The organism is Thiomicrolovo immobilis (genome assembly GCF_039645955.1).
In the GTDB taxonomy this organism is placed as follows: Bacteria; Campylobacterota; Campylobacteria; order Campylobacterales; family Sulfurimonadaceae; genus Thiomicrolovo; species Thiomicrolovo diazotrophicus.
The window spans coordinates 1,685,406-1,709,912 of sequence record NZ_CP147916.1 but is presented as its reverse complement, the minus strand read 5'-3'; the positions used below and the strand labels follow the sequence as shown (position 1 = coordinate 1,709,912).

Annotated in this window: 25 protein-coding genes; 12 read left to right on the top strand and 13 right to left on the bottom strand. The window is 55.6% G+C overall.

Annotation, left to right across the window (positions count from 1 at the left end; genetic code table 11):
• The first annotated feature begins 116 nt into the window (after positions 1 to 116).
• Genes WCX72_RS08870 through WCX72_RS08860 form a run of 3 tightly spaced genes read left to right on the top strand, consistent with a single transcriptional unit; the run spans position 117 to position 3,883 of the window.
• On the top strand, positions 117 to 662 hold the full coding sequence (locus tag WCX72_RS08870; RefSeq protein WP_345969449.1) for a hypothetical protein: 546 nt from the start codon (positions 117 to 119) through the stop codon (positions 660 to 662).
• Between the two features lie 43 nt (positions 663 to 705).
• Positions 706 to 1,983: a DNA polymerase IV gene (locus WCX72_RS08865; RefSeq protein WP_345969448.1), complete on the top strand. Its 1,278-nt coding sequence runs from the start codon at positions 706 to 708 to the stop codon at positions 1,981 to 1,983.
• A gap of 34 nt (positions 1,984 to 2,017) precedes the next feature.
• Entirely contained in the window at positions 2,018 to 3,883 is a 1,866-nt protein-coding gene (locus WCX72_RS08860) for a pyruvate kinase (RefSeq protein WP_345969447.1), read from the top strand.
• Here WCX72_RS08860 and WCX72_RS08855 read toward each other — a convergent pair.
• Together WCX72_RS08855 and WCX72_RS08850 are read right to left on the bottom strand one after the other, a co-directional pair.
• Positions 3,851 to 4,657: a fructosamine kinase family protein gene (locus WCX72_RS08855; protein ID WP_345969446.1), complete on the bottom strand. Its 807-nt coding sequence runs from the start codon at positions 4,655 to 4,657 to the stop codon at positions 3,851 to 3,853. The genes WCX72_RS08860 and WCX72_RS08855 overlap by 33 nt on opposite strands.
• The gene (locus WCX72_RS08850; RefSeq protein WP_345969445.1) at positions 4,648 to 5,181 is read right to left on the bottom strand and encodes a YaeQ family protein; all 534 of its coding nucleotides are present in this window, start codon (positions 5,179 to 5,181) and stop codon (positions 4,648 to 4,650) included. The genes WCX72_RS08855 and WCX72_RS08850 overlap by 10 nt, the downstream gene beginning before the upstream one ends.
• Before the next feature lie 111 nt (positions 5,182 to 5,292).
• Between WCX72_RS08850 and WCX72_RS08845 the strand changes: the two genes are divergently transcribed.
• On the top strand, positions 5,293 to 6,648 hold the full coding sequence (locus tag WCX72_RS08845) for a GNAT family N-acetyltransferase (protein WP_345969444.1): 1,356 nt from the start codon (positions 5,293 to 5,295) through the stop codon (positions 6,646 to 6,648).
• Here WCX72_RS08845 and WCX72_RS08840 read toward each other — a convergent pair whose 3' ends face one another.
• From WCX72_RS08840 to WCX72_RS08830, 3 genes are all read right to left on the bottom strand, one after another.
• Positions 6,649 to 7,632, bottom strand: coding sequence for a hypothetical protein (locus WCX72_RS08840; protein WP_345969443.1), 984 nt, complete (start codon positions 7,630 to 7,632; stop codon positions 6,649 to 6,651). It lies immediately after the preceding gene.
• Entirely contained in the window at positions 7,625 to 8,638 is a 1,014-nt protein-coding gene (locus WCX72_RS08835) for a hypothetical protein (protein ID WP_345969442.1), read from the bottom strand. The genes WCX72_RS08840 and WCX72_RS08835 overlap by 8 nt, the downstream gene beginning before the upstream one ends.
• 142 nt (positions 8,639 to 8,780) lie before the next feature.
• Complete coding sequence (locus WCX72_RS08830; protein ID WP_345969441.1) at positions 8,781 to 9,998, bottom strand: hypothetical protein; 1,218 nt, start codon at positions 9,996 to 9,998, stop codon at positions 8,781 to 8,783.
• Positions 9,999 to 10,206: 208 nt separating this feature from the next.
• On the opposite strand from WCX72_RS08830, the gene WCX72_RS08825 reads away from it, so the two are divergent.
• Genes WCX72_RS08825 through WCX72_RS08815 form a run of 3 tightly spaced genes read left to right on the top strand, consistent with a single transcriptional unit; the run spans position 10,207 to position 13,366 of the window.
• Positions 10,207 to 12,615 carry a S8 family serine peptidase gene (locus WCX72_RS08825; protein WP_345969440.1) on the top strand — a complete coding sequence of 803 codons (2,409 nt, stop codon included), beginning with the start codon at positions 10,207 to 10,209 and terminating at the stop codon, positions 12,613 to 12,615.
• A 9-nt stretch (positions 12,616 to 12,624) separates the two neighbouring features.
• The gene (locus WCX72_RS08820) at positions 12,625 to 13,107 is read left to right on the top strand and encodes a hypothetical protein (RefSeq protein ID WP_345969439.1); all 483 of its coding nucleotides are present in this window, start codon (positions 12,625 to 12,627) and stop codon (positions 13,105 to 13,107) included.
• Between the two features lie 49 nt (positions 13,108 to 13,156).
• A complete protein-coding gene (locus WCX72_RS08815; protein WP_345969438.1) occupies positions 13,157 to 13,366 on the top strand; it encodes a hypothetical protein in 210 nt (69 codons plus the stop codon).
• Positions 13,367 to 13,384: 18 nt separating this feature from the next.
• Here WCX72_RS08815 and WCX72_RS08810 read toward each other — a convergent pair whose 3' ends face one another.
• Positions 13,385 to 13,690: a hypothetical protein gene (locus tag WCX72_RS08810; RefSeq protein WP_345969437.1), complete on the bottom strand. Its 306-nt coding sequence runs from the start codon at positions 13,688 to 13,690 to the stop codon at positions 13,385 to 13,387.
• Positions 13,691 to 13,799: 109 nt separating this feature from the next.
• Between WCX72_RS08810 and WCX72_RS08805 the strand changes: the two genes are divergently transcribed.
• A complete protein-coding gene (locus tag WCX72_RS08805) occupies positions 13,800 to 15,509 on the top strand; it encodes a glycoside hydrolase family 3 N-terminal domain-containing protein (RefSeq protein ID WP_345969436.1) in 1,710 nt (569 codons plus the stop codon).
• Complete coding sequence (locus WCX72_RS08800) at positions 15,509 to 16,993, top strand: sodium:solute symporter (RefSeq protein WP_345969435.1); 1,485 nt, start codon at positions 15,509 to 15,511, stop codon at positions 16,991 to 16,993. Before WCX72_RS08805 ends, WCX72_RS08800 begins: the two co-directional genes overlap by 1 nt.
• A 65-nt stretch (positions 16,994 to 17,058) precedes the next feature.
• Here WCX72_RS08800 and WCX72_RS08795 read toward each other — a convergent pair whose 3' ends face one another.
• From WCX72_RS08795 to WCX72_RS08765, 7 genes are all read right to left on the bottom strand, one after another.
• A complete protein-coding gene (locus tag WCX72_RS08795; protein WP_345969434.1) occupies positions 17,059 to 17,712 on the bottom strand; it encodes a hypothetical protein in 654 nt (217 codons plus the stop codon).
• Between the two features lie 79 nt (positions 17,713 to 17,791).
• Entirely contained in the window at positions 17,792 to 18,439 is a 648-nt protein-coding gene (locus WCX72_RS08790) for a hypothetical protein (protein ID WP_345969433.1), read from the bottom strand.
• A gap of 86 nt (positions 18,440 to 18,525) precedes the next feature.
• Entirely contained in the window at positions 18,526 to 18,888 is a 363-nt protein-coding gene (locus tag WCX72_RS08785; protein WP_345969432.1) for a DUF4160 domain-containing protein, read from the bottom strand.
• Positions 18,889 to 18,891: 3 nt separating this feature from the next.
• Entirely contained in the window at positions 18,892 to 19,137 is a 246-nt protein-coding gene (locus WCX72_RS08780) for a hypothetical protein (protein ID WP_345969431.1), read from the bottom strand.
• Between the two features lie 23 nt (positions 19,138 to 19,160).
• Positions 19,161 to 19,619, bottom strand: a complete 459-nt coding sequence (locus WCX72_RS08775; protein WP_345969430.1) for a hypothetical protein — start codon at positions 19,617 to 19,619, stop codon at positions 19,161 to 19,163.
• Between the two features lie 95 nt (positions 19,620 to 19,714).
• Positions 19,715 to 20,284, bottom strand: coding sequence for a hypothetical protein (locus WCX72_RS08770; RefSeq protein WP_345969429.1), 570 nt, complete (start codon positions 20,282 to 20,284; stop codon positions 19,715 to 19,717).
• Positions 20,285 to 20,549: 265 nt separating this feature from the next.
• Positions 20,550 to 21,404, bottom strand: a complete 855-nt coding sequence (locus tag WCX72_RS08765; protein ID WP_345969428.1) for a DUF808 domain-containing protein — start codon at positions 21,402 to 21,404, stop codon at positions 20,550 to 20,552.
• 343 nt (positions 21,405 to 21,747) lie between these two features.
• Here WCX72_RS08765 and WCX72_RS08760 point away from each other — a divergent pair, with 343 nt between their 5' ends.
• The 3 genes from WCX72_RS08760 to murU are packed head-to-tail and all read left to right on the top strand — an operon-like array spanning position 21,748 to position 24,500.
• Positions 21,748 to 22,839, top strand: coding sequence for an anhydro-N-acetylmuramic acid kinase (locus tag WCX72_RS08760; protein ID WP_345969427.1), 1,092 nt, complete (start codon positions 21,748 to 21,750; stop codon positions 22,837 to 22,839).
• Positions 22,832 to 23,803 (top strand): phosphotransferase, encoded by a 972-nt coding sequence (locus WCX72_RS08755; RefSeq protein WP_345969426.1) that lies wholly within the window; start codon positions 22,832 to 22,834, stop codon positions 23,801 to 23,803. The genes WCX72_RS08760 and WCX72_RS08755 overlap by 8 nt, the downstream gene beginning before the upstream one ends.
• 31 nt (positions 23,804 to 23,834) lie before the next feature.
• Positions 23,835 to 24,500 (top strand): N-acetylmuramate alpha-1-phosphate uridylyltransferase MurU, encoded by a 666-nt coding sequence (gene murU, locus WCX72_RS08750; protein WP_345969425.1) that lies wholly within the window; start codon positions 23,835 to 23,837, stop codon positions 24,498 to 24,500.
• Positions 24,501 to 24,507: the final 7 nt, after the last annotated feature.

Here is a 24,507-nt window from a genome sequence, read left to right as displayed (position 1 = left end):
TGCCCACGTATACGTTTGCTCCCCTTTCTGGCTACGCAGTCTTTTGTGTTACACTTTTTACAATGGCACGGCGCGAAAAAAACGCGCCTTACATATTCCGAGGAGGGGGAGAGGCGATGAAACATATTCTGTTTTTAATGGCCGTGATGCAGACCGTATGGGCCGCGGGGAGCATCGAGGTCAACGGGACCTCTTCGCTGCATGACTGGAAGTTGGCGTCGGAGAGTGTCCGCGTTTACATGGTGCAGGAAAACGGCAGGGTCGAAACGCTGCAGGTCGCCCTGGTCATCGAAACGCTCAAAAGCGGTAACGAGGCGCTGGACAACGACGCCTATGAGGCCTTCGGCGTCGACCGGGAGTGTCCCGTTCTCTTCAGCCTGCGTGCCCAAAAAGAGGACGGCTCCCTGGAGGGGGTGATGCGCATCGGGCGCCATGAACAAAGGGTCGCCGCCACGCCGGACCGCATGGAAGAGGGGGTGATTTCGGGGACGTTCAAAACGAAAATGAGCCGTTTCGGCATCACCCCTCCCTCGCTTTTCGCGGGGATGATGACGGTGGACGACACGGTCGGGATCCGCTACACGATCTCGGACGACGGGGTGCCGATGCCGCCCGTGCTGCTGCGATGCCTCTTCCCGCCGCAAAAGGGGATGGCGCCGTGAAATAAAACGGCCCGCCGCCCGCGTTTAGCCGTATCATGGCGGTATGATACTCCACCTCGACCTCGACAGCTTTTTTGTCTCCGCCGAACGTACCCGCAACCCCGATCTCGTGGGCAAGCCCGTCATCGTCGGCGGGCGGGGGGACCCGTTCATCTTTGACGCGAAACCGGCAAAGGAGAAGAAGCTTGTCCAGCTGAACCAGGGGGCCTTCGTCCCGACGCTCTTTCACGCCGAGCACGACGCCTCGAACTATTTTTTCGACGCGGGGCGCATCCGGGGGATCGTGACGACGGCCAGCTACGAAGCACGGGCCTGCGGCGTCAAGACGGCCATGACCATCCGCGAGGCGCTGCAGCTCTGCCCCCGGGCGATACTCGTCCCCCCGGACCACCTGCTCTACCACACCCTGTCGCACGAAATGATGGAGATGCTGGCCAAGGAGATCCCGCTGGTGGAGCAGTACAGCATCGACGAGCTTTTCGGCGACGTCACGGGCTGGGTCGAGGAGCGTGACATGCCCGATTTTATCCGCTACCTCCAGGAGAAGGTGACGAAGGAGCTGCTGCTGCCCGTCTCCATCGGGGCGAGCAACGCCAAGTGGATCGCGAAGCTGGCGACGTCGACGGTGAAGCCCTACGGGTTGCGGGTCGTCTATGATGACGAGATCGCCGACTTTACGCGCGACGTCCCCGTCGGGGAGTTCCCCGGGGTCGGAAGGGCCTTCGGGAAGAAGCTGGCGCGTTACGGCATCGCCACCGTCGGCGAAGCTGTGGCAAGCCCGCACCTGTTTGCGAGCTGGGGGCGGCAGGGGCGGGACCTTTATGCCCGCATGAGCGGGCGTGACGGGGAGGGGATCAACCCCCGCCGCAGCCGCAAGGGGATCGGCATGTCGCGCAGCATGGACCGCCCCATCCGGGAACGCGATGAGTTCTACCGCCGCGTGCGGGTGATGGTGCGCCACTGGACGCATACCATCGCCCGCCTGGGCGTCAACCCCACGACCTTCTACTTCAGCATCGGGTACGAAGGGAGGCTGCGCAGCAAGAAACAGTACACCGTCTACCGCTTTTTCAACGAGCGTTTTATCACCGCCTTCGCCCTGGAAAAGTTCCGGGAGCTCGATTGCTATCCGAACGCGGCCGTCACCTACATCGCCATGAGCGCGACGAAGTTCCTCCACCACGATCCCAAGGCGGTCGATATGTTCACCCTGGAGGAGGACCGGAAGATGCAGCGGCTCGACGGCGCGGTCATGAAGATGCGGGAGCGCTACGGCATGGATATCGTGCGGCGTGCCGCAGAAATGGGCAGGGGAACGTAACGGATTTGAAACACCGTCACGGTAAGATATCGGTATGCTGGACAGAACTTTGATGCAATCGGCTCTCGATATCTTCGAAGAGCTTCGGAGCGACCTGCTCGCGGCCCGTCACGGGACCGACCGAAACCACCCGCACTACCGGAGCCTTCTCAATCTCCGGCAATATCTCATCCTCCGCTCCAAAGACTGGACGGAGCTGCAGGAGAAGCTGTTCCTCCTTTCGCTCTCCTCGCTCGGACGCTCCTACGCCCACGTCGCCGCCAGTGTCGATACGCTCTACGACCAGCTCTCCTCGTCGCTGGGACGGGGGGAGATCTCCCCGGAGGAGACGGCGGCGTTCCACCACCTCGGCATCGCCGCGGCTCAAGAGATGATCGCGCAGAACAGCCGGGCCCTCTTTGGCGGGAAAGGCGCTGCGGACGCGGCGGAGCAGACAACGGCGGTCATGGTGACGCTCCCCTCCGACGCCGCCCGCAACGGCGGGGAACTGATCCGGGGACTCTCGGCAGCCGGGGTCAATCTCTTCCGCATCAATACGGCGCACGACGATCCCGCCGTCTGGCAGGGGATGGCGGACGTCATCCTGGCGCTGAACGAAACGCGTCCCGCGGAGGAGAAGTTGAAGATCTTTGTCGACCTGGCGGGGCCGAAGATACGCACCGGGCGGATCCGGCGGCTGAAGCTGCCCGTCGTCCTCGGCAGCAACAAGCGCGAAAAGACGATTTTGATCCGGCCCTTGCCTGCACAGACGATCTCCGAGCGTACCGACCCCAATACCCGTGCGAGGATCCCGGGGCAGCTCGCGCTGGAAAGGAGTCTCTTCGACACGCTGGAAGCGGGCGATGTACTGAAAGTGACGGACATTAACGGCCGGCACGCCAAGGTAAGGATCATGCAGCGCGACGGGGAGGGGGCGACGGGTGTCATCAGCAAGAAGGTCGCCGTCGACGAAAGCTGTATGGTGGCAGTAGGCGGCCGGAAGGGGTACGTGCGGGGCTGTGTCGTCCAGCCCGAACGCATCCGGCTTTTTACGGGGGACACTTTACGCATTACCGCGACAGATGCGGAGGGGTGCGCTGCCCTCAAAGACGAGACGGGCAAGACGGCCGTACCGGCACAGATCTCCTGTACGCTGCCGGCATTCGCCTCCTACGTTCGTCCGGGTGACCGGGTTTACATCGATGACGGCAAGATCGGTCTTTCGGTGCACGAAGTCGAAGCGGACGGCGTACTCTGCCGGGTGACCCAGGCGAAACCGGGCGGGACGCTGCTCAAGGAGGAGAAGGGGATCAACCTCCCCGATACCTACCTGAACATCCCGGCCCTGACCCCGGCAGACCGGGAGAACCTGCGCGCCGTCAAACACTATGCCGATATATTCGGTCTCTCCTTTTGCCAGACGGACCGGGACGTCGCCGACCTGCAGGCGCTCCTGCAGGCGGAGGCGTGCGGCCATATCGGTATCGTGCCCAAGATCGAGACCCGGCACGCGGTTTTCCGAATGCCGCGCATCCTGGAACAGCTGCTGCTGTGGGAGCGCAGCGGGGTGATGATCGCCCGGGGCGACCTGGCGATCGAAACCGGTTTCGAGAACCTCGCCACCATTCAGGAGAGCCTGCTTGATCTCTGCAGCGCGGCACACCTCCCCGTGATCTGGGCGACGCAGGTGCTCGAGAGCCAGATGAAGAACAACCTCCCCAGCCGCGCCGAGATCACTGACGCGGCGATGGCGGGGCGGGCGGAGTGCGTCATGCTCAACAAAGGTCCCTTCGCCATCGATACGGCGGGGGCGTTGCTGCGCATCCTGGAGCAGGTCCACCAGAGCTTCCGGAAAAACCGGCAGCTCCTGCGCAAAGAGATGCTCTGGTCAGTAGCCGACGCGCCGGAGGATGGCCTCTAAACCCGCCAGGTAGCTGCCGCCGAAAGCGCGGACGTGCACGAGGTAGGGGTAGAGACGGTAGAGGTCGGCTCTGTGCTCGAAAAAGCCCTCGGGGATGGGACGGTGAGCGCGGTAACGCGCGTAAAAAGCTTCGCCGAACGTCTGGAACATCCCGATAAAAGCGAGTTCCATTTCGAAGTGGCCGTAGTAGCACGCCGGGTCGATAAAAGCGGCGAGGTGGTTATTTTGGGTCAGGACGTTGCCGCCCCAGACGTCGCCGTGCAGCAGGGATGAGTGCTCGGGTTCGTCCAGGAATTGCTCGAAATCGGCGGCCAGCTTTTCGATGCGCCCCAAAAGGCTTTTGTCGATCTGCCCCTCGTCGAAGGCCTTGGCGGCGAAATCGAGCACCCGCATCTCCCGGTAGAAATCGACCCAGCGTATCCGCGGCCGGTTGCGCTGGCGGAAGGGGCCTATGGTCGTATCGGAGCCGAACCCGAAGACACCCTGGGCGGGGATGCTGTGCAGGTGGGCCAGGGCATCGGCGATCTCCTCTTCGCAGCGGCCGTTGCAGGCGGCGTCGTTGGGAATGTACTCCATGACCAGGCGCCCTGCGCTTTGCTCGAACACCTTTGGCACGCGCAGGTGGGGCCGGAGGTGTTCGAGCATTGTCGCTTCCGCCTCCAGCGCGAAGGGGTCTTCGGAGGATTTGACGATCCGCTGCGTACCGTCTTCGGCCGTCTCAAGGTCGATGGTCGCAATGGAGTTGCTGCCGAGACGGATTGTTCTTACGCCCATGACTCCCTCGTGATTTTAAGCTGCCGATCCTTTTCGTCGCTCAGAAGCAGTTCGCCGTCCTGGATCAGCGCCTGGAGTTGCATACTCCGTTCTGCAAAGGCTTCGGCGTCGCCCTGCGCATCCAGCTGGATCACTTGAAGATTGCCGAAACGCGCCAGTTTCGAACCGTTCTGGCGCCACCACGCGTCGGCCGCCCGGCGGGAGTAGGTGTAAATGATCACCTCCTCGGCGCGTCCGCACGCCTTGCGTATGCGCTTTTCGTCGGGCTGTCCCAGGTCGATCCAGAGGCGGATGGTGCCGTCATAGTCTTTGTTCCAGAGGTCGGGTTCATCCTCCTGGACGATCCCCTTGGTAAAGGCGAGCCGTTCGTCGGCATGAAAGGCGAAGGCAGCCAGGCGCATCATCATCCTCTCTTCCGTTTCGGAGGGGTGGCGGGCGACGGTCAGGTCGAAATCATGGTAGAAGTGGCGGTCGAGGTCGGAGATGGAAAGAGATACTTTGTAGATCGTTGCGCCCAGCGCCATGGGGTCTCCTTGTCATTAGCTGCGTAATTATACTTTACTCCGGGATCTGGGGCAGTCTAATGGAAAAGAGCGCTATAAAACAGTAGAATAGATGATCTTAGGGGGTTGACGATGGATTACCGAATCGAAAGAGCCGCTATAGGTGACAGAGATGCAATTCTCAAAGTGATGGAACCATGGAATATGCACCATGTCCCCTCGGTGGAGATGGAAGAACTCGATCTTGCCTTTTTCTATGTCGCCCGGACGGAAGATGGTCGGATCATCGGTGCGGGCGGTTACAAGATCCTCTCCCCGGAGGAGGGAAAGACGACGCTGCTGGGAGTCTATCCCGAATTCCAGGGCATGAACATCGGGAAGGCGCTTCAGAATGCCCGGCTGGAGGCGATGTACGACGCGGGCGTGAAGTACGTGACGACAAATGCGGACCATCCCGAGACGATCGTCTGGTACCGTAAGCATTACGGCTATGAGGTTGTCGGACGCCTGGAGAAGCTTTGCGCCTTCAGCCTGGAGGATGTCACCCACTGGACGACGCTGCGGATGGACCTTGTCCGCCATTTCGAGACAAGGGCAGAGCGCGAGATCGCGGCAGCGGCCTATATTGAGGGGAACGATCCGCACCCGCTGAACCCCTTCCCCCCGCTGATGATCAATGTCTGTCTGACGGGGATGGTGCCGACGAAAGTAAGCACGCCGTATGTCCCGGTCCATGTCGAGGAGATTGTTGCGGATGCGATCCGCGTTTATGATGCAGGAGCGCGCATCGTCCATATCCACGCCCGGGATGAACGGGGGTTGCCAACGCCGGATGCCCGCTATTACGAAGCAATCCTAACGGGGATACGCCGGGAGCGGCCGGGGATGGTCTGCTGTGTCTCCACGTCGGGACGAAACTGGAGTGATTTCGAACGGCGCTCCGAGGTGCTGCATCTGAGCGGGGGGGCGAAACCGGATATGGCGAGCCTGACGCTCGGGTCACTCAATTTCCTCTCCGGGGCGAGCGTCAATACGATCAACATGGTCGAGCGGTTGGCGATGACGATGCAGGAGAAGGGTATCCGGCCGGAGATGGAGGTCTTCGATTACGGGATGGTCAACCTGGCCAAGTATCTTGAGCGGCACGGGATCATCAAAGGGCGCAAATACTTCAACATCCTGCTTGGTAATCTCAACACGGCGCCGGCGACGCTCGGCAACCTGACCATGATCGCGGAGGCGCTGCCGGAGGATTCCGTCTGGGCCGGGGCGGGGCTGGGCGGTTTCCAGCTGCCGATGAATGCTGCCGCCGTCGCTGCGGGAGGGCATGTCCGCGTCGGGATAGAGGATAACATCCATTACGACTACGAGCGGAAAGTACTCGCCTCGAACGAAGCGCTGGTCCGTCGGGTCTCGCGGATCGCGGAGGAGTTGCAGCGTCGTATCGCAACGCCCGATGAGACGCGGGCGATGCTGGGGCTTGCCTAGCTAGCGGCTTTGTGCCTTGTGTGCAATCAGTGCGTTAAAGGCCTCCCTGATGGCATCGAGGGCAGGGGCCTGGTAGGGAATGGGATCGTTACCGACGATGCGCATACAGGTATTGAGCTCGAAGATGAACATTTTCCCTTCTGTATCCAGGTGGCAGTCGATACCAAAGAAATCGAGGGGCAGTTTTCCATGAATAAGGCGGCAGGTCTCTCCCAGGCGCGCAGGAGGGTGCGCCAGAAAGGCGATCTCCTCATCCTGGAAGGCTTGAGAATCGTTCATCAGCTCCTGCCGTGTTTCCGAGTGGATGTTCCATGATTTCGAGACGATGAGGTGGCGCGGATAGATCTGTCCATCGATGACGACAAGACGGTATTTGCGGTAGAGGCCGTCTTTGTCCCGGAAGTCGTGGAAGGCAATCGCGTAGAACTCCCTGCCGTCGAAAGCGAAGCGTTCCAGTTTCGGCAAATCCTGTGCGCTTTCGACCAGGACCATCCCCCCGCCGCCGTGTTCCCCTGCCGAGCGGAAAATATAGGGGTAGTCCAGGCCGTTTTCCGCGATCAGTCCCGGGATCTCCGCCACCCGCTGCGGTGCGACCCGTACCGTTTTCGGAACGCGAAGTCCCGGGATACCATGCAGACGTGAATAGGTCTGTTCCCGGGTCGTCTGGAATGTCAGATCCGGAGGGTTGATGACAGGCAGCGCGAGGTTGTTCAGTGTCGATTCCAACTGATGCAGTGCGATGGCGTTCGTATCAGGATCGCAGACTGAATTGACGACGACATCGGCATCTTCGGGAACGATCTGTTTGGGATGGCGCCCGCCGAAGGTAATGGGCAGGACGCGGTAGCGCTGCTGGTCGATGAGACTCACAAGACTGTTGGTTCCTTCAAAATTGATCTTGAGCTGCTGAGGATTGCCATTATTCCAGATGACGGTTGCCCGCTGAGAGTCAGGTGTGCCGATGGGATTGAGGATTTTAAGCATGATGCTCCTTTGGCGAAGGGCGTTTTTCAAGCAGCATCTTTTCGACAGCCAGATTAAACTGTGCAAGTTCTTTTGTCGAGTAGTACCCCTGTGCTTTTGTCCCGTCAGCATAGTGTCCGTTGCAGTCAATGCTGAAAAGGAGTAGTTCCCCTTTTTTATCAATGGTGCATTCTACGGCGAAATAGTCTAGTCCAAGCTGTTTTTTCAACATGGATAAGATCGGGAATCTCTTTTTTTTAAACTGTTTGAGAAAGGCCTTCTCCTCACTCAGTACGCTTGTCATTTTCGGTTTCAAACCCCGGTGGGCTTCCTCATCGTTACGGATATACCATTGATCGGAGAGAATGAGGTGTCCGGGCAGTTGGGTGTCTCCGATAACATAGAAACGATAGAGACGGTAGAGGCTGTCCTGTGAACGGTAGTCGCTAAAGGCGGAGGCGTAGTAGGCCCTGCCGTCGAAGGCAAAACGTTCCAGGGCATGGAGATCGTCGAAGTTTTCAAGAATATAGTGGTTCGGCTGTTCCGGATAAGTGGCGGCTTCTTTGAACAGGATGGGGGGCTTTAGAAAAGACATTGCTAGCACGTTTTGAACGTCGGAGAGAGAATGTGGCGTCAGCCGGACGGTTTTGGGCATAGTGATCCCCTTGAGCGGTGAAACGAGCTCGCAAAGACGGTCGGGACGGATGCGGGGGATATTAGCCGGCGGATTGATAAAGGGATAGGGATTGCTTCGTGCAGCGTGCTGTGCACGGTCCAGGGCATGGAGGCAGCGATCCGGGTCACTGATACTGTTGTAGACGATATCGGGCCTGATATTGACATTGATCGGGTTGTCGGCACCGCCATAGAGCAGTTTCAGGTGGCGGAAGCGGGAGGGATCGAGTGGTTCTAGCAGCGGTGAGAGCCAGGCAAAATCGAGAAAACGGCGTGCTCCCGTTTCATCCGTCGTCTCCAGGACGATCTCATTCGAATCAGGCAGGCCCGCCAGTTGCAAAATAGTAGTCATGTACAGATGCTTTCGGTTGTAAAGATACTGGATTATCGTGGATAGGGACTTACAAGTCTCTAAATGTGTTTTGGAAGCCGGAAAGTCAGAAGATTGACCATGCAGAAGGGAGGAGGTACCTCACTTCTGAGTGCCACGGCCGTTATGGCATCATCGCGCTGCAGGTGCCTGCCGGGATGTCATCCCAACGGCTGTAAGTCGCATTGCCGTCAGGTGCGACGATGGTGACTGTCGAGTACATGGATGCGTTGGCGTCGAAGCCGACCGTTGCGCTGCCGCTGCCGCTGACAGTAACGGTACCGGCGTACGGCAGGACGTTGTTCCCGTGGAGACCGTCGCCGTCGAAGTAATCATCCTGGTTGGACTGGACGACGGGATCGGTTTTAAACGTGACCGAGCCGCCGAGGCAGGTTGTGCCGTAAGTACCGCTGATGGTGATGTTCTCTTCACTGCCGTTCGCATAAACTTCCATGACGAAGTTGTTGTAATATTCGCCCCCTGTTAGACTCTCTACACCGTTGGCATCGGTTTCATAGTGGGAGTAGAATCCGTCAGCCATTGTTTTGTAGTGGGAGTTGTCCTGGGCGCCGGAGTCGGTCCATGTCTCGTTATAGACATTTCTTTCACCGCCGCTGACTTTTCCACTGCTGTTGATGTCGACTCTTTTGTCGCTGCCGGAATAGTGCCAGGTGTCGCTCCAAGCCGGTACACCGGTTGCGTCGAAGTAATCACCGTCCGCTTCCCAGGTCTCTTTGCCATTGTTTTTACGGGTATACGTCCGTGACGTCGTCGTCTCGTTGTTGTCGTAGCCGTAACTGCGATTATCACTCCAGGACCACGTCTCTTTGGACATGTTCGAGTCGATGCTGTATGTTGCCGAGTTCGTGTAGGAGTATGTTCCGTTCTCGAAATAGCGATTAGCCGGTTCACCATTGATAGTAGCGCTGGAATTGTCGATACAGTGGTCGTACCTATACGTATATTTATAGGTTTCCGTCCAGCCGCCCTCTGCCGGGTAATCGTAACTACTTTCGTATGAGTTGGTACGTGTACCGCTGATCTGGCAATCATAAGTATATGAATAGCTGTTCTCACCGCTACCACTGCCGGCTGCCACTTTTGCCTGGATTGCTGTTTTGATGTCGGCTACAGCTGCCTTCATCGTGGATGCAGGCGCACTGGCGGCGGTAATGCCACCATTATAGAGCATGCTCAACGCACTCTCCACCGTTGCGAGATCAATGCTGGTCGCCGCTTTGATCTCGGATGGTGCCGATGGTCCGGAAGAGCTGCTACCGCAGCCACCTATGATCAATGCCGCTGTTGCGACAGAAATACCTATCACGCTAACACGTTTCATAATATACCCCTTATACCAATGGTTGAGATACTATCAGTGTATGAATGATAAGCTTAAATATTGCTTCAAGAAAATAGAAAGCGTTAAAAAATGCTATTAGATTATGCCGCTTTCTCTGAAGCTCATATACCCTATAATAGGAGTGTTTAAGGGGATGACCAATCGGCTGTATGCATAAGGATATCGGGATCGACCCGGAAGGAAAGGAATGCTTTTTTATAGCGTCGTACATAAAGTGATCGCTCCTGTCACAGCTGTTTTTCTGCTCACGGCATGCGGGAGCGGCTCGCATTCCGAGACGCCGACGCCGACAGAGACCATTACCGTAAGCATCGGAGGCAGTACGGCAGTCAGGGGGGCACTTTGCGGTGCGGATATAGAAGTGACGAAGCTGGACGGCAGCGCTCTTTTTCTTGCTAAAAGCTACATTTATGATCCGCAGCGCGACGGCACGGAGTACAACGCGACGGCGACAAAACTGCTGCCTTTCGGCGAAAGGATCGCCGGCCGTTTTTCGGCTACACGCACCTTCGCTGTATCGTCCCTGCCCTCGGAAGAAACGATGATGCTTCTGAAAGTAAGCGGAGGGAATGAGATCGACCCCGACGGCGACGGGTTTGTCGTCCCGGGAGAAATACGCAACTTTGCCGGTCCCCTTTATGCCTACGCAACCTTCGGGGCTTTGCGCGACGGCAACGTGTCGGTCAACCTTTTCAGTTCTGCCGCTGCCGCCGTCGCGGCGGAACGCCACCTCTCCGTGCCCTCAACGGTCACAATGATCCTCGGGAAGGTTGCGCAGAAGCTGTTCAGTTCCGACCCGGCAGGGAGTATGATCGATGCTGCGACACTGACACGTTTTAATCCTTCCATTGTCGAGAACAACACTTCTGTCCATTTCAGCTACCTGAATGATCCGGGCAGTTACAAGGCATTGGCAGAGGGCAATTACGGCGGGGGACTGTATGAAGGCAATAGAGCACTCTGGAAACTGGATACCGACCATGAGGGGCTGATGGATGCTTTCGAACAGCTCAGCGGTACGGATACCGCTTTGGCCGACAGTGACAGTGACGGGGTGAACGATTATGCCGAAGTGTGGAGCGGTACGGATCCTCTCAACGGGGGAAGCGTCGAGGGGGACCTGCTTTTTCCCTATCAGTGGTACCTGCTGAACACGGGGCAGACGGGCGGTGCGCAAAACGGAGGCATCGCTGGGGAAGACCTCGACATCGTCGGGCTGCCGACCACTTTTACCGGCAGTGGTGATGTGGTCGTGGGTATCGTCGATACCGGCGTCGAGTCCGGGCATCCCGACCTGAAGAACAATCTTGACGTGAGCCTGAGTTACCACTACGGTACCCATTCGAACGATCCCGTGCCGCTCGCCAGCGACATCGGCTACCATGGGACATCCTGCGCGGGGATTATTGGCGCGCAGGGGTTCAACGTACGGGGGGTACGGGGCGTTGCCCCGATGACGCGGCTGGCCGGGTTTAACGTGCTGGCGACAGGCCGGGTCTCCCATTTTGCTGATGCCTTTCTCCGGCCGGGCATCGATATATTTTCGAACAGCTGGGGGGCGATGACTTCAGCCGCACTGACCGATTGGGGACCGGTGCTGGAAGGCGCGCTGGAAGAGGGCGCAGTGAACGGTCGTGACGGCAAGGGCGCCATCTATGTTTTTGCCGCCGGCAATGATCGTACGGCAAGCCATGAGGGGTATGCCAACACCTCCAGCCTGCATAACAGCAAATACGCCATTACCGTTTCATCCGTGAATGCAGATGGTACGCTAAGTTCATATTCCAACACGGGGGCGAACGTGCTTGTCGCTGGAACGGGAGGCGAGTATGGGCTTACGGACCCTGCCATCGTGACGACGGACCTGACGGGGCTGGGTATCGGGCATGATATAAAGTACGATAATGACGAGATTGTTCTCGGTGACTCTTTGCTTGATGGGAACAATCCCGACGGCAACTACACCCGTTTCATGAACGGGACATCTTCGGCCTGTCCGGCAGTGGCTGGCGTGTGTGCCCTGGTGCTCCAGGCCAATCCGGCGCTGACACGGAGAGATGTTCGGTATATTCTCGCCAGGAGCGCACGTCAGAACGATGCATCCGACGGGAGTTGGAGTCTAAACGGGGCAGGACTGCCTATCAACGACAAATACGGTTTCGGCATCGTGGATGCAGCAGCTGCCGTCGCTATGGCGGAGGGGTTTTCTTCCTTGGGGCAGGAACAGACGAGCGCGCTGTATACCGACAGTGCCAACGTCGATATTCCCGATGCCAACAGCAGCGGGATTGAGCGTACCTTGAATGTTAGTGAATCCATGACGGTCGAACATGTGGATATTTGGATCACGACGGAACACTACCGAATCGATGATCTCCGCATCGTAGTAGTCTCTCCGTTGGGGACGGAAAGCGTTCTCGCGGTTGGCGGTGAAAACTACATTCGCGGCGTAGAACGTTATGCAGATTGGCGTTTTTCAACTGTACGATGCCTGGATGAACCCGCGCAGGGGACATGGCGTCTGAAGGTCATGGATCTCAGGAGCGGTTATATCGGCTCGCTCTCAAGCTGGGGCATACAGATCAGCGGCCATTAGAAGGTGGGAATGATGAAGCTTGTATATATGGTGGGAAGCTTGATAGTTGCGGGAGTGGTTTTCGCAGATTCGATCGGGCAATTTTGTTATTTGCAAAACAGCCACGGGAGAAAAACACTCTTCGTCAAGACGGAAGCAAAAGCATTTGATACGGCCGAGCAGGCTGCATCGAATCATGCACGCCTGGCAAGTGAAAAGGCAGCGCACGCCGGGGAGGTCTTCTATAAATGGGGTGTGAAAGAAGCGGCATTCCGCCATGTGACGACCGGCCATATCGTCGTCCGCTTTGTCTCCGGGAAACGGATTGACCCGGAGACGTTTGCGGTGTCAAACGGTTTGGAGTTTCGCCGCCGTATCGGTATCGACGGGAGTAGCGTCGTATTTGTCAACAAAAGCGACAGAAATGATATTGATCAGTCGAACAGCCTGATGCAGAATCCGGACGTCGCATCGGCGGAACCGGACTGGGTCCTCCCGGTTAGACTCTACTAGGCAAAGCGGGGCCGGGGAGGTTATAATTGTCAAAAACGAAGGAACAGTAATGGGCGGATGGACCTGTTCGCATCAGCGCGGCGAGCTGTGCGATCTTTTGAAAAAAGTCTGCGATCCGGGCGACAAAGGGTGCGTGCTTTACGGCAAAGCTGTTTTTTCCAACCCGGAAAACCCCTCTAACGCTGCCGTCGAACGGCGAGAAGAGACGCGTAAACGCAAGGGGCTGCGTGACGAGATGGAGGATGCTAAGTTCTTTTAGCGCCTCCCCGGCACACGTTTACCCTTTTTTCTTGTAGTGGGAAAGGAAATAGTGGTAGGAGTGGGCCAGCGCCTTGTTGGTCAGGACGACAAAGGCTTTCGTCTCATCCCATTTGGCTTCGGTTTTATCCTTGAAGGCGGCGTAACGCTCCTGCATTTCACCGTACATCTTTTCCAGCTCGTCAAGACGCTTGTCGAACTCGGCTTTGACCTCGGTGCTGTAATGACTTGCCTTCTCTTTCAGTGCCTCGATCTCGGCACGGTAACCCTCGAGGGTTTTCTGACTCTCTTCGATGATCTCTTCGTCTTTTTTCTTAGCGGACATGATATCGCTCCTTTCAGTGGGTTATAACTATTGTACACTATTTCCGGCGCCATTGGTAGCTTTGATCCATTAAACGCATTATCCACAATGAGTGTGTACAATGCGGGTGATGCGAACATTGACACTCTTACTTTTACTTCCCCTTTTTCTCTTCGGTGCGGCGGCACCAACTGACGCCGAGCTTAAGGCGCAGATCGGGCGTATGCTCATTGTCGGTTTCGATGCCGAATCGCTTGACGCGTCGGACCCTTTTGTGACGGAGCTGCGGCAGTACAAACCGGGCGGCGTGATCCTGTTTGACCGGGGCTACCCGGACCAGAGCCGCACGAAGAACATTCGTTCACCCCGCCAACTCGCCGCGTTGACGGCCCAGCTGCAGGCCCTCTCCACCGCCCCGCTGCTCGTCTCCGTGGACCAGGAGGGCGGCCGGGTCGCACGCCTGAAGCACGCCTACGGTTTCCCCGTCGTTCCTTCGGCGGAAGCGGTCGGAAAAAGGGATGACCCGGCGTACGCGCAGCAGGTGTACTCTCAGTTGGCGGCGACCCTTTCCGACGCCGGAATCAATACCGACTTTGCCCCCGACGTCGACCTGGCGGTGAACCCCGACAACACGGTGATCGTCGGGCTGAAACGCTCCTACGGCGAGTCGCCGGAGAAGGTGACGAAGTACGCGGGAATCATGCTCGACGCCCTGCGTGAGCAAAAGGTCGTCGGGGTGCTGAAGCATTTCCCCGGCCACGGCTCTTCGCTGGGGGATTCGCACAAAGGCTTTGTGGACGTTACCGAGACGTGGAGCCCCGAAGAGCTCGAACCCTACCGCCAGCTGATCGGTGAGGGCAAAGCGGATATGATTATGACGGCCCACGTCTTCAACCGTCGGCTCGACCCCGACTACCCGGCGACGCTCTCGCACAAGATCAACACAGAGCTGCTGCGCGGCGAGCTGGGCTTCAAAGGGGTCATCGTCAGCGACGACCTGCAGATGAAGGCGATCTCCGAACACTACAGTCTTGAAGAGACGGTGCGTCTCGCCATCAACGGCGGGGTCGATATGCTGCTCTTCGCGAACCAGCTCGGCAGCAACATGCTCGGCCGGATCGTTGATACGATCTACGCCGAGGTCAAAGCGGGGCGGATCTCCCGCGAGCGGATCGCCGAGTCGAACCGCCGTATCAACGCGCTTTACGACGCCTACGGCATCGGCGCGCCGAAGATCGTCGACAAGCCCATCGCCTTCGGGCCGCAGCGCATCGCCCTGACAAAGCAGTACGTCAAGCAGCACTACGGCATGGAGGTCAATGACATTACGATCGATCCAAAAGTCATCGTGCTGCACTGGACGGCCGATATGGGGCTGGAGTCCTCCTTTGCGCGCCTTCAGCCGGAGTTGCTGCCCGGAAGCCGCGGCGACATCGCGACCGCAGGTGCGCTCAACGTCTCCTCGCAGTTCCTTGTCGACCGGGACGGCACGATCTACCGCCTGATGCCCGAGAACTGGATGGCGCGCCATGTCATCGGGCTCAACTATGACAGTATCGGCATCGAGAACGTCGGCGGTGAGGACAACGCCAAAGAGGACCTCACCCCGGCGCAGCTGCGCGCGAATATCGCGCTGGTGCGCTACCTTGCCGGGAAGTACCCGCACATGGAGTACCTTATAGGCCATCATGAATACCGCCGGATGGAAGCGACCCCGCTGTGGCGGGAGCTTGACAAGGGGTACCGCACGGAAAAGAGCGACCCGGGCGAGGCCTTTATGCGGAAGGTGCGCAGCGCCGTCAGTGACCTGCACCTGAAAGCCCCGCCGGAAGCGCGCTGATGGGATTCTCCCCCCTCGACTGGACCGTCTTCGGCGGCTATTTTGCCATCCTGGCTTTAAGTTCGTGGCTCTTTTCCCGCGTGAACATACGTTCATCGCGCGATTACTTCGTCGGCGGGAACAGCGTCCCGATGCTCGCGGCCGCCGTCTCCGTACTGGCGACCTCGCAGTCGGCGGCGACCTTCCTGGGCGGCCCGGAGTACGCCTACCGCAGCAACCTCACCTTTGTCGGCTTCTACGTCTCCGCGCTGCTGGCCGTGCTCTTCATTGCCAAAGTGCTGGTGCCGCGCTTCTATGCCATCCGTGCCGTCACCGTCTACGAACTGCTGGAGCAGCGCTACGGGACGAAGGCCAAACGCGAAGCGGGCATTATGTTCCTCGTCGGGCGGGTCCTGGCCAGCGGCGCGCGGCTCTACATCGGGGCGCTGGCCGTTTCGATGATCGTCTTCGCCGACATCGCGCCGCTGCACCTCTTCGCCGCCATTCTCATGCTGGTACTCGGCGCACTGGCTTACACCTACTTCGGCGGGGTGAAGTCGGTCATCTACAGCGACGTTATCCAGGCGGTGACCTACATCGGGGCGGGGGTGGCCGTATTGATCTACCTCTACAGCACGCTGCAGACGGACATCGGGACGATGTATGACGTTTTGAATGCCGAGGGGAAACTGACCGTCATCGACACGGCCGGGAACTTCGGCATCTGGAGCCTGCTGGGGGGCTGGCTGCTACTCAACATCGCGGCCTACGGCCTGGACCAGGATATGACCCAGCGTGTGCTGGCCTGCAAAAACGGGCGTGACGGCTCCAGGGCGCTGGTGGTCTCCATCGTCATGACGATTCCCGTCGTGCTGCTCTTTCTCGCCATCGGGCTGCTGCTCTACCTCTTCTACAACCATCCGGAACTCTCCGGCATCGGCGGCAGCGCTGTGCAGGAGTTCGGCGGGGAGAAGATCTCTATTTTCATGACCTACATTCTCAACGAAATGCCCGCGGGGTTGCGCGGCTTTGTCACCGTGGGAGCAATCGCCGCCGCGCTCTCCTCGACGAACTCGGTACTTGCGGCGATGGCCTCGGTGGCCGTGGAAGACATCTACCGCCCCTGGAAGAGCGCACGAGGCGAGATGGAAGAAGCTCACTACGTGGCCGCCGCGCGGACGGCCGTACTGCTCTTTGCGCTCATTTTGACGGCGATGGCCGTCGTGAGCTACTACTGGCAGCGTGCGACGGACCTGCCGCTGGTCAGTTTCGCGCTGGGGGTCATGAGCTTTGCCTATGCCGGGCTGCTGGGAGTGTACGCCTCGGCGCTCTTTACGAAACGCGGAAGTGCCCGGGCGGTGCCGTGGGCCCTGGGCGGCGGTTTTGTCACGGTCCTGCTCTTGCAGCCCTATTGTTTCGGCGGGGCCTTTTCCCTGGCCGATCAGCTCGTCGGGGGGACGGCGATGGCGTTTGTCATAATGCAGTTAGGGAGCAGAGAAGCGTAACGTTTGAAAGGAGCAATCAAAAGCCGCCTGTGGGTTTTTGATTGGCTCCACTGTTTTGTTAGCATTTATTTGTTGGACTTCTCCCACTCTATTCCAAGTCCTTTGAATTTTTGAAGATAGGGTATGACAACCATTGCTACTGCAGCACCCAACAATCCCAAACGTTCTGGCGTAAGTAGTGATATTTTCCAAAACGAAAGAGAAAAATCTGCCGCAACGATAAGAACTAGGATAACTGCTACAGATGTTCCAACTATTTCTAACGAATTTGATGCGTCCTCTCGTCTATTTTTTATATCGGCTTTTTTATCAGCAAGGTTATTGGCTTTCAAAGCTTCGTATTTCGGAAATACTTCTGAATCTACTTCTCGTTCATTAATCCCTTCCTCGCTAGTAAGCACTGATAATTTTTCTGGAACTTGTTCAGGGGCGGTGATTATATAGGTGGCGATACGAAGATTTCCTAAAGCCTTTTTATACGCATCAAGATGTTCACTCGCTCTGGCCAAATTTGAAAGAGGTCCTTTAACCTCAATTAAAGCAAGGCGTTCACCAGTGCTTGGATCAACAATCAAAAAATCAGGTCTGTAACGAATATTTGAACCGATTGGGAGAATAGCAGGTTCATACAGAATAGACTCAGGGGGGAACCCTTTTTGAAGTAAAAACTTATAAACTTCCTCTTCTAGTCTGCTTGAAAATTCTTGGTTATAGGGCACTATTTTCCTTTTATGCTAACGTTTAAAATGACCAATCAAAAAGCCTCTCGCGGGTTTTTGATTGGTCTCCTCTGATTTGTTATGTATTTTGAGCATTGAGAAAAGCTTTTATATCATCGATAAAAGGTCTTAACCTTCTATATGCAAGTTTTGATTGTTCAATTTCATATTCAATATTTTTTTTTGCTGCCGCTTCTATATGTATGCTATTTCTAAGAGTGTAAAAACTTTTAATTTCGTCTGCGTAGATTTCATTTACAAAGCCTATATCTACAGAAGCATCAACTTTATCATGGAAGGGAATCGACGTCCAGGGAGTTTTTGTTTCTTTTTTTAGGCAAGTAAAGATTTTTTTCCCTTCGTAAGTAATCTCAGTTAATCCCGAGAGGGCTGCAATTTCTCTGAGGCTTATATGTGTTGATATTTGCTTAACATTGTCATCTTCTTTAAAGTTATTGAGTAATAAATAATTGATTACTGCTTCGTAGATTGACGCATATTGAATGATCTGAAACTTCAAATGTGCATGTAACTCATAGTCTTCTAAAAATAAGGCTTCCATCAATTTATAAACATATCTGGCTGCATAAAATTCACGTGCCAAAGATTCTTGTAATGGCACATCTTGAATAAAATCAAATTCATTCATGTACCAATCATGATCTTGAGGAAGATCTCTTTTGCAATAAGACATTACTGTACTTATGGTTTCATCATTCAGAGGCATATTTTTCCTTTTACATAACGTTTAAAATGAGCAATCAAAAAGCCGCCCGCGGGTTTTTGATTGGTCTCCTTTGATTTGTTATGCATTTATTCTCGGTATTCGCCAACAACACAATCTGCTGGTCTTTTCTGATTCCAAAAGCTTATGAGTATGTCTTTGTTCTTTTTGTGCCACTTTTTAATATTACGAAAATAGGTGGATAATGCGTTCCCATTTAGTGCTTCACAATCCTTGATTGTAAAATTATTACATTCACCAGCGTAACATACGCGAAAATGAGGTGGAGGGTGCTCATTGGAGAATATTTCAATCTTTAATCCCTTGATTCTGTCAACTACTTCTTCAGTAAGAAAACGAAGTTCATTATCATCAATAATTGGGCCCATCTTGAAACACTCTTCAAGTTCTTTGGATAACTCAGTTGGCACCTCTATTTTCCATTCTTTCATGTTTCAGTTCTCATTTTCATTCAATGTGTCAGTATCATCAATGATGTATATGTCAATAATATAGTCAGCCGATTTCATATCATCGTTTGCATGATCACCAGTTAAAGCTGCTTTAAAATAGTTTCCACTGATTTTTTTACATGCTAAACGTTCTGCTTCACCAAATGTTTTAGCTTTAACAGTGCATTCCACGGTGACTCTGTTATCCTCTATTTCACGACTAAAAACCACTTGATATGTCTTTTCCATGTAAGAACCTTTCTTTTGATTTGTTATGCATCTGGTTCCTTGATAAGATGCATTGCCTTCCACGATAAGAATATTGTGGCAATTCGAGCTGCCTCTCCAGATCCTTTTGTACAAGCCGCATCAAAAGCTTTATTTTGTATATCTTCCCAATCAAACTTGAAACTACTTAATTCCTGAATTGATACTTTGTAGTCATGTTTATGCGCATAATTATTTCTGATATTATTGATTGCTTTGAATGCTGAATAATGTTTGCTGTCTAATAATCCCATTGCATGAGCTAAATCAACTTTTATATCAAAAGAACGATTCTTTTTGAAAAATGCAGAAGGCTTTTGCATATTATTTGAAAGCAACGTCTCTAAAACTTGTTCGATAAATATGTGCCCCTTTAGTATTGGAGAAACTTCTTCGTCATCAAAAACGAGACGCTCCATTGCATGCTGATCAAGCTCATCGTATGATAGATCATTAAAGTTCAAGTTTGCGTCCTTTCAGATATAGGCTTAATGCATAACGTTTAAAATGAGCAATTAAAAAGCCGCCTGCGGTTTTTTGATTGGTCTCCTTTGGTTTGTTAGATATTTAATTGTTGTTTTCCTAGTCGAATCAGTGTTTGATGCATAGCAAAAATATTATCTCCTAGGTCATTCATTTTCTTGATACTTTCTTTTGCTCTTTGCGGGATTTCACCATTATCTGTATAGTTTGGTATGGAAGTTTGCCAACCATCCCTTTCTGGAAATGTATGATGGCTGGAAACATCAATAAATTGAAAAATTGTTTGAAGCAAATCCTGTCTTGCCTTTTCCAATTCCTTATTGAGGAATTCAAATTCTGCATTATCCCAATTCCTTGCAAAATCTCTTAGTTGGTCAAGTTTCGCAAGCTTAAACGAATTGTGAAAGTCATGATCTCGTAGAAAATCTATGCTACCTTCACCGGAAGGCAAATCATTCAAGAACTTTGTAAAAAGCTCTTTATCATGAGTATTTGACTGATTGGTGACTGTTTTATCTTTTACTTCTTGAATAATTAAACTTGAGAGAAAACCAATAAATAAAATTGCTGGTTCCCAATCAGGGCTAGATACAAGCCAAGCTTCTGCTAAGAGTAAAGCAATAAGATTCGCAATTTTCAATATCATGTTTCCTCTTGTGTATCTAACTATTTATTCAACGAACATACTAGCATTTTAAGCTTGTATAGCATTATTAATTAACATAAAAAATGTGTTTGTATTTTGGAAAAAATTACATTATTGCCATGAAAATAGGCTGTAAAGCTGCTTGGAAAGAAAAATTTTCATATGTGTTTAATGACGAAAAACACGTTAAATGAACGAAAATGATATTGATTTGTCGAGAAAAGCAATAAAAACACATTTTGTGTTTTTATTTTGAAAGGCGCGATCATTCCCGCTGTGTCAGCCGCTCCCAGAGAAGGACAAGCGCCACCAGCAGCATCCCGGCGGCCAGGCCGCTTACGAGTTCGGGCAGAACGAAGGGCATAAAAGCGAGGGCGTGGTGCAGCCACTCTACGTGGTGGACGAAGATGCCGCCGCCCACCAGGAGCATCGCCACGGTGCCGATGTAGCCCAGGGCCTTGATGAGCTTCGGCATCGCCTGCACCAGCAGCAGACCGCTGCGTTTCAGCACCACAGCCTTTGTGCCCGTGCTTGTCTGGCTGAAACCGACCAGGGCGAAGCCCATGTCGTCCATACGGACCATCAGCGCGACGATGCCGTAGACCCCCACGGTCGCCAGCAGCGCGATCAGGGTGACGACGAGGACCTGGGTCGTCAGGGCTTCCCCGGCGACGACGCCCAGGGCGATGACGATGATCTCGATGGAGAGGATGAAGTCGGTGCGGACGGCCGATGTGATCTTGGCGGCCTCGTCGACGGCGCCTTTCTGCTCTTCACCATGATGACCCGGCCGGAGGTATTCCAGTACTTTTTCCGCCCCCTCGTAGCTGAGGTAGGCAGCACCCAGCATCAGGATGGGCACGATCGCCCAGGGGGCGAAGGCGCTGAGCAGGAAGGCGACGGGGAGGATGATCGCCTTGTTGCGGAAAGAGCCCTTGGTAATGGCCCAGAGCACGGGCAGTTCACGCGAACTGGCGTGGCCGGAGGCCTGCTCGGCGTTGACGGCGAGGTCGTCGCCCAGCACGCCGCCCACTTTTTTGGCCGCGACCTTGCTCATGACGGCCGTGTCGTCGAGCAGCGCCGCGATATCGTCGAGAATGGCGAAGAAGCCTCCGGTCATGCGTACCTCCTGGAGGGCAATTCTAATAACCCTGTACGGTCTCAGCGTCACAGAGAACAGTTAGAATCAAGGCGCTGCTTTGAAGGCCTGGCCAAAGCTAAGTCAAAAAGCGGCAACGCTGAGTATAGCTGTTCTCTGTGGCGCCCTGCGGGAGTGGTTTTGAAGCACAATATTTTCTCCGTTTCCATCTTGACTTAGCTATGGCTAGGCCTGCGACGAAAACAAAAAAAATCTTACACTTCAAAAACACTCTGAGATCCGTACAGGGTTATTAGAATTGCCCTTTGGGCATGGTCGTGCCCTGGATAAAGTTGCATATAGTACCATATCGGTAGGAATGAAAATGAGCTTTGATTCGAAACAGTGTTATATCGGTGTCATGTCGGGAACGAGCCTGGACGGGGTGGACGTCGTGCTCTGTCCCGTGGACGGGGAGGGCATCGAGCTGGCGGCGTCGCTGGCCTACCCCTTTGACGCGCAACTGCGTGCGGACCTGCTCCGCGTCATTGGCGGCAGCACGACGCTGGAGGAGATAGGGGAGCTGGATCACCGGCTGGGCCTGCTCTTTGCCGACGCCGTGGAAGCGCTCATCCGCGAGCATCACCTGGACACCGGCCGGATCGAGGCAATAGGCCTGCACGGCCAGACGCTCTGGCACCGCCCCTCCGGCCCCAACCCCTTTACGATGCAGCTGGGGGACCCCAATATCGTCTGTGCCCGGACCGGCATCCGGACCGTCGCGGATTTCCGCCGGAAAGATATGGCGTTCGGGGGGCAGGGCGCGCCTTTTGCCCCGGCGTTTCACCGCTTCCTTTTCGAAAAGCTCGAAGGGCGCACCCTCGTCGTCAATATCGGCGGCATGGCGAATATTACCGTCATCGGCAGTGAGTTGCTGGGGTACGATACGGGGCCGGGCAACGTGCTGATGGACGGCTGGTGCGCGGAGAAGTTCGGCTGCGCCTACGATGAAAACGGCACCATCGCACAGCGGGGGGAAGTAGACGAAGGCGTGCTGGGCGCGATGCTCTCCGACCCCTATTTTGCGCGCCCGGCACCCAAAAGCACAGGGCGGGAGCAGTTCAACGCCGCGTGGGCGGAGCGCTTTGTGCAGGAGGGGATGCGCAGCGACGCCTTCCTGGCGACCCTGACGGAGCTGACGGCGCGCAGCATCGCGCAGGAGGCCGCGAAATACGCCCCGTCAAGGCTGCTGCTCTGCGGCGGCGGGGCGGAGAACGTCTACCTGCGCGGGCGGATCGCTTCGCAGCTCGAGGGCGTCGACGTTGTCCGTACCGACGAGCAGGGCATCCCCGGCGAGTGGATGGAAGCGATGGCCTTTGCCTGGTTGGCATACAAACGCATGAACGAAGAGGTCGTCGAGCTCTCCAGCGTGACGGGCGCGTCGCAAAATACGATCCTCGGGGGGATATATGCATAAAGTAAAAGCGTGGCTGGCAAAGACACCCTATAGTGACTGGGAGGTAGAAGTTGCCAGTGCCGACGCCAGCTTCCGGCGCTATTTCCGGCTGCGCCGGGGGAGGGAGAAGCTCATTGTCATGGACGCTTCGCTGGAGAAGGAGTCGCTTGACCCTTTTCTCGATGTGACGGGGAGGCTGCACGGCGTAGACGTCAAAGCGCCGCAGGTCTACCTGGAGGACAGGGACGAAGGGTTCCTCGTCCTGGAGGATTTCGGTTCACGCTCCCTGCTCAATGTCCTGAACGAGGCGAATTTCGACTCCTACTACAGCAGCGCCATCGACGAGATCGTCAAGATGCAGGCGGCGGATGCCGAGGGGCTGCCGCTCTACGACAAGGCCTTTTTGCACTTTGAGATGGACCTAATGAAGACCTGGTTCCTGGAGAAGTACCTCGGGATGACCCTCAGCGAAGAGGAGGAGCGGATGCTGGAAGAGGTGCTGGATACGATCTCGGAGACGGTGCTGTCGCAGCCGCAGGGCGTCTTCGTCCACCGCGATTTCCATTCGCGCAACATTATGGTGACGCCCTCGGACGAGACGGGGGTCATCGACTACCAGGACGCCATGAAGGGAGCGGTGACCTACGACCTTGTCTCCCTGCTCAAGGACCTCTACATCCGTTTCGAGCCGGAAGAGATGGCGGCGCTGGCGCTGCGCTTCCGGGACAGGGCGGGCATCGTTGCCGACGACGAGACTTTCCTGAAGTGGTTCGACTTCATGGGGCTGCAGCGCCACATCAAGGTGCTGGGCATCTTTGCGCGCCTCTGGCTGCGCGACGGAAAACCGGGCTACCTCGGCGACCTGCCGCTGACGCTGCGCTACACCATTGAGGCGGCGAACCGCTACGAAGAGACAAAGCCGCTCGCCGCGCTGCTTGAGCGGGTGACACTGCCGCCGCTTCCGGCGAAGGGTGAAGCGCAATAGAAACCATACGTCTAAAAAAAGGAGAAAATGAATGGATACAGCGATGATTTTGGCGGCAGGCAAGGGCGAGCGGATGCGCCCGCTCACGAACACGATCCCGAAGCCCCTGCTCGAAGTCCGGGGCAAACCGCTCATTGTGCACCACATCGAACGCCTCGCGGCGGCGGGGTTCAAACGGATCGTGATCAACATCGCCTACCTGGGCTACATGATCCCCGAAGCGCTGGGGGACGGCTCAAAGTGGGGGGTGGAGATTTTCTACTCCGACGAGCAGCACGAGGAGCCTTTGGGCGTGATAGGGGGCATCGTCAAGGCGCTGGGGATGCTGGGAGACGAGACGTTTCTCATCATCAGCGGCGACGTCTGGACGGACTTCCCCTTCGACACGTCGTTCGAACTGCCCGCATCGCTGGGGCACCTTATCCTCGTGCCCAACCCCGAGCACAACCCCGAAGGCGACTTCGCCATCGAGGAGGGGCGCGCCGCCTGCGACGAGGATGAAGAGAACTACACCTTTTCGGGCATCGGCTACTATGCGCCGAAATTCTTCTGGGGACTGACGTACGGCAACAAGCCTCTGAAGATCACCTACTGTACGAAGATGGCCGGGAACCTCGTCTCGGCAGAACTCTACGAGGGAGAGTGGCGGGACATCGGGACGCCGGAGCGGCTGGCCGAACTGAACGAAGAGGGCTGAACGCAGC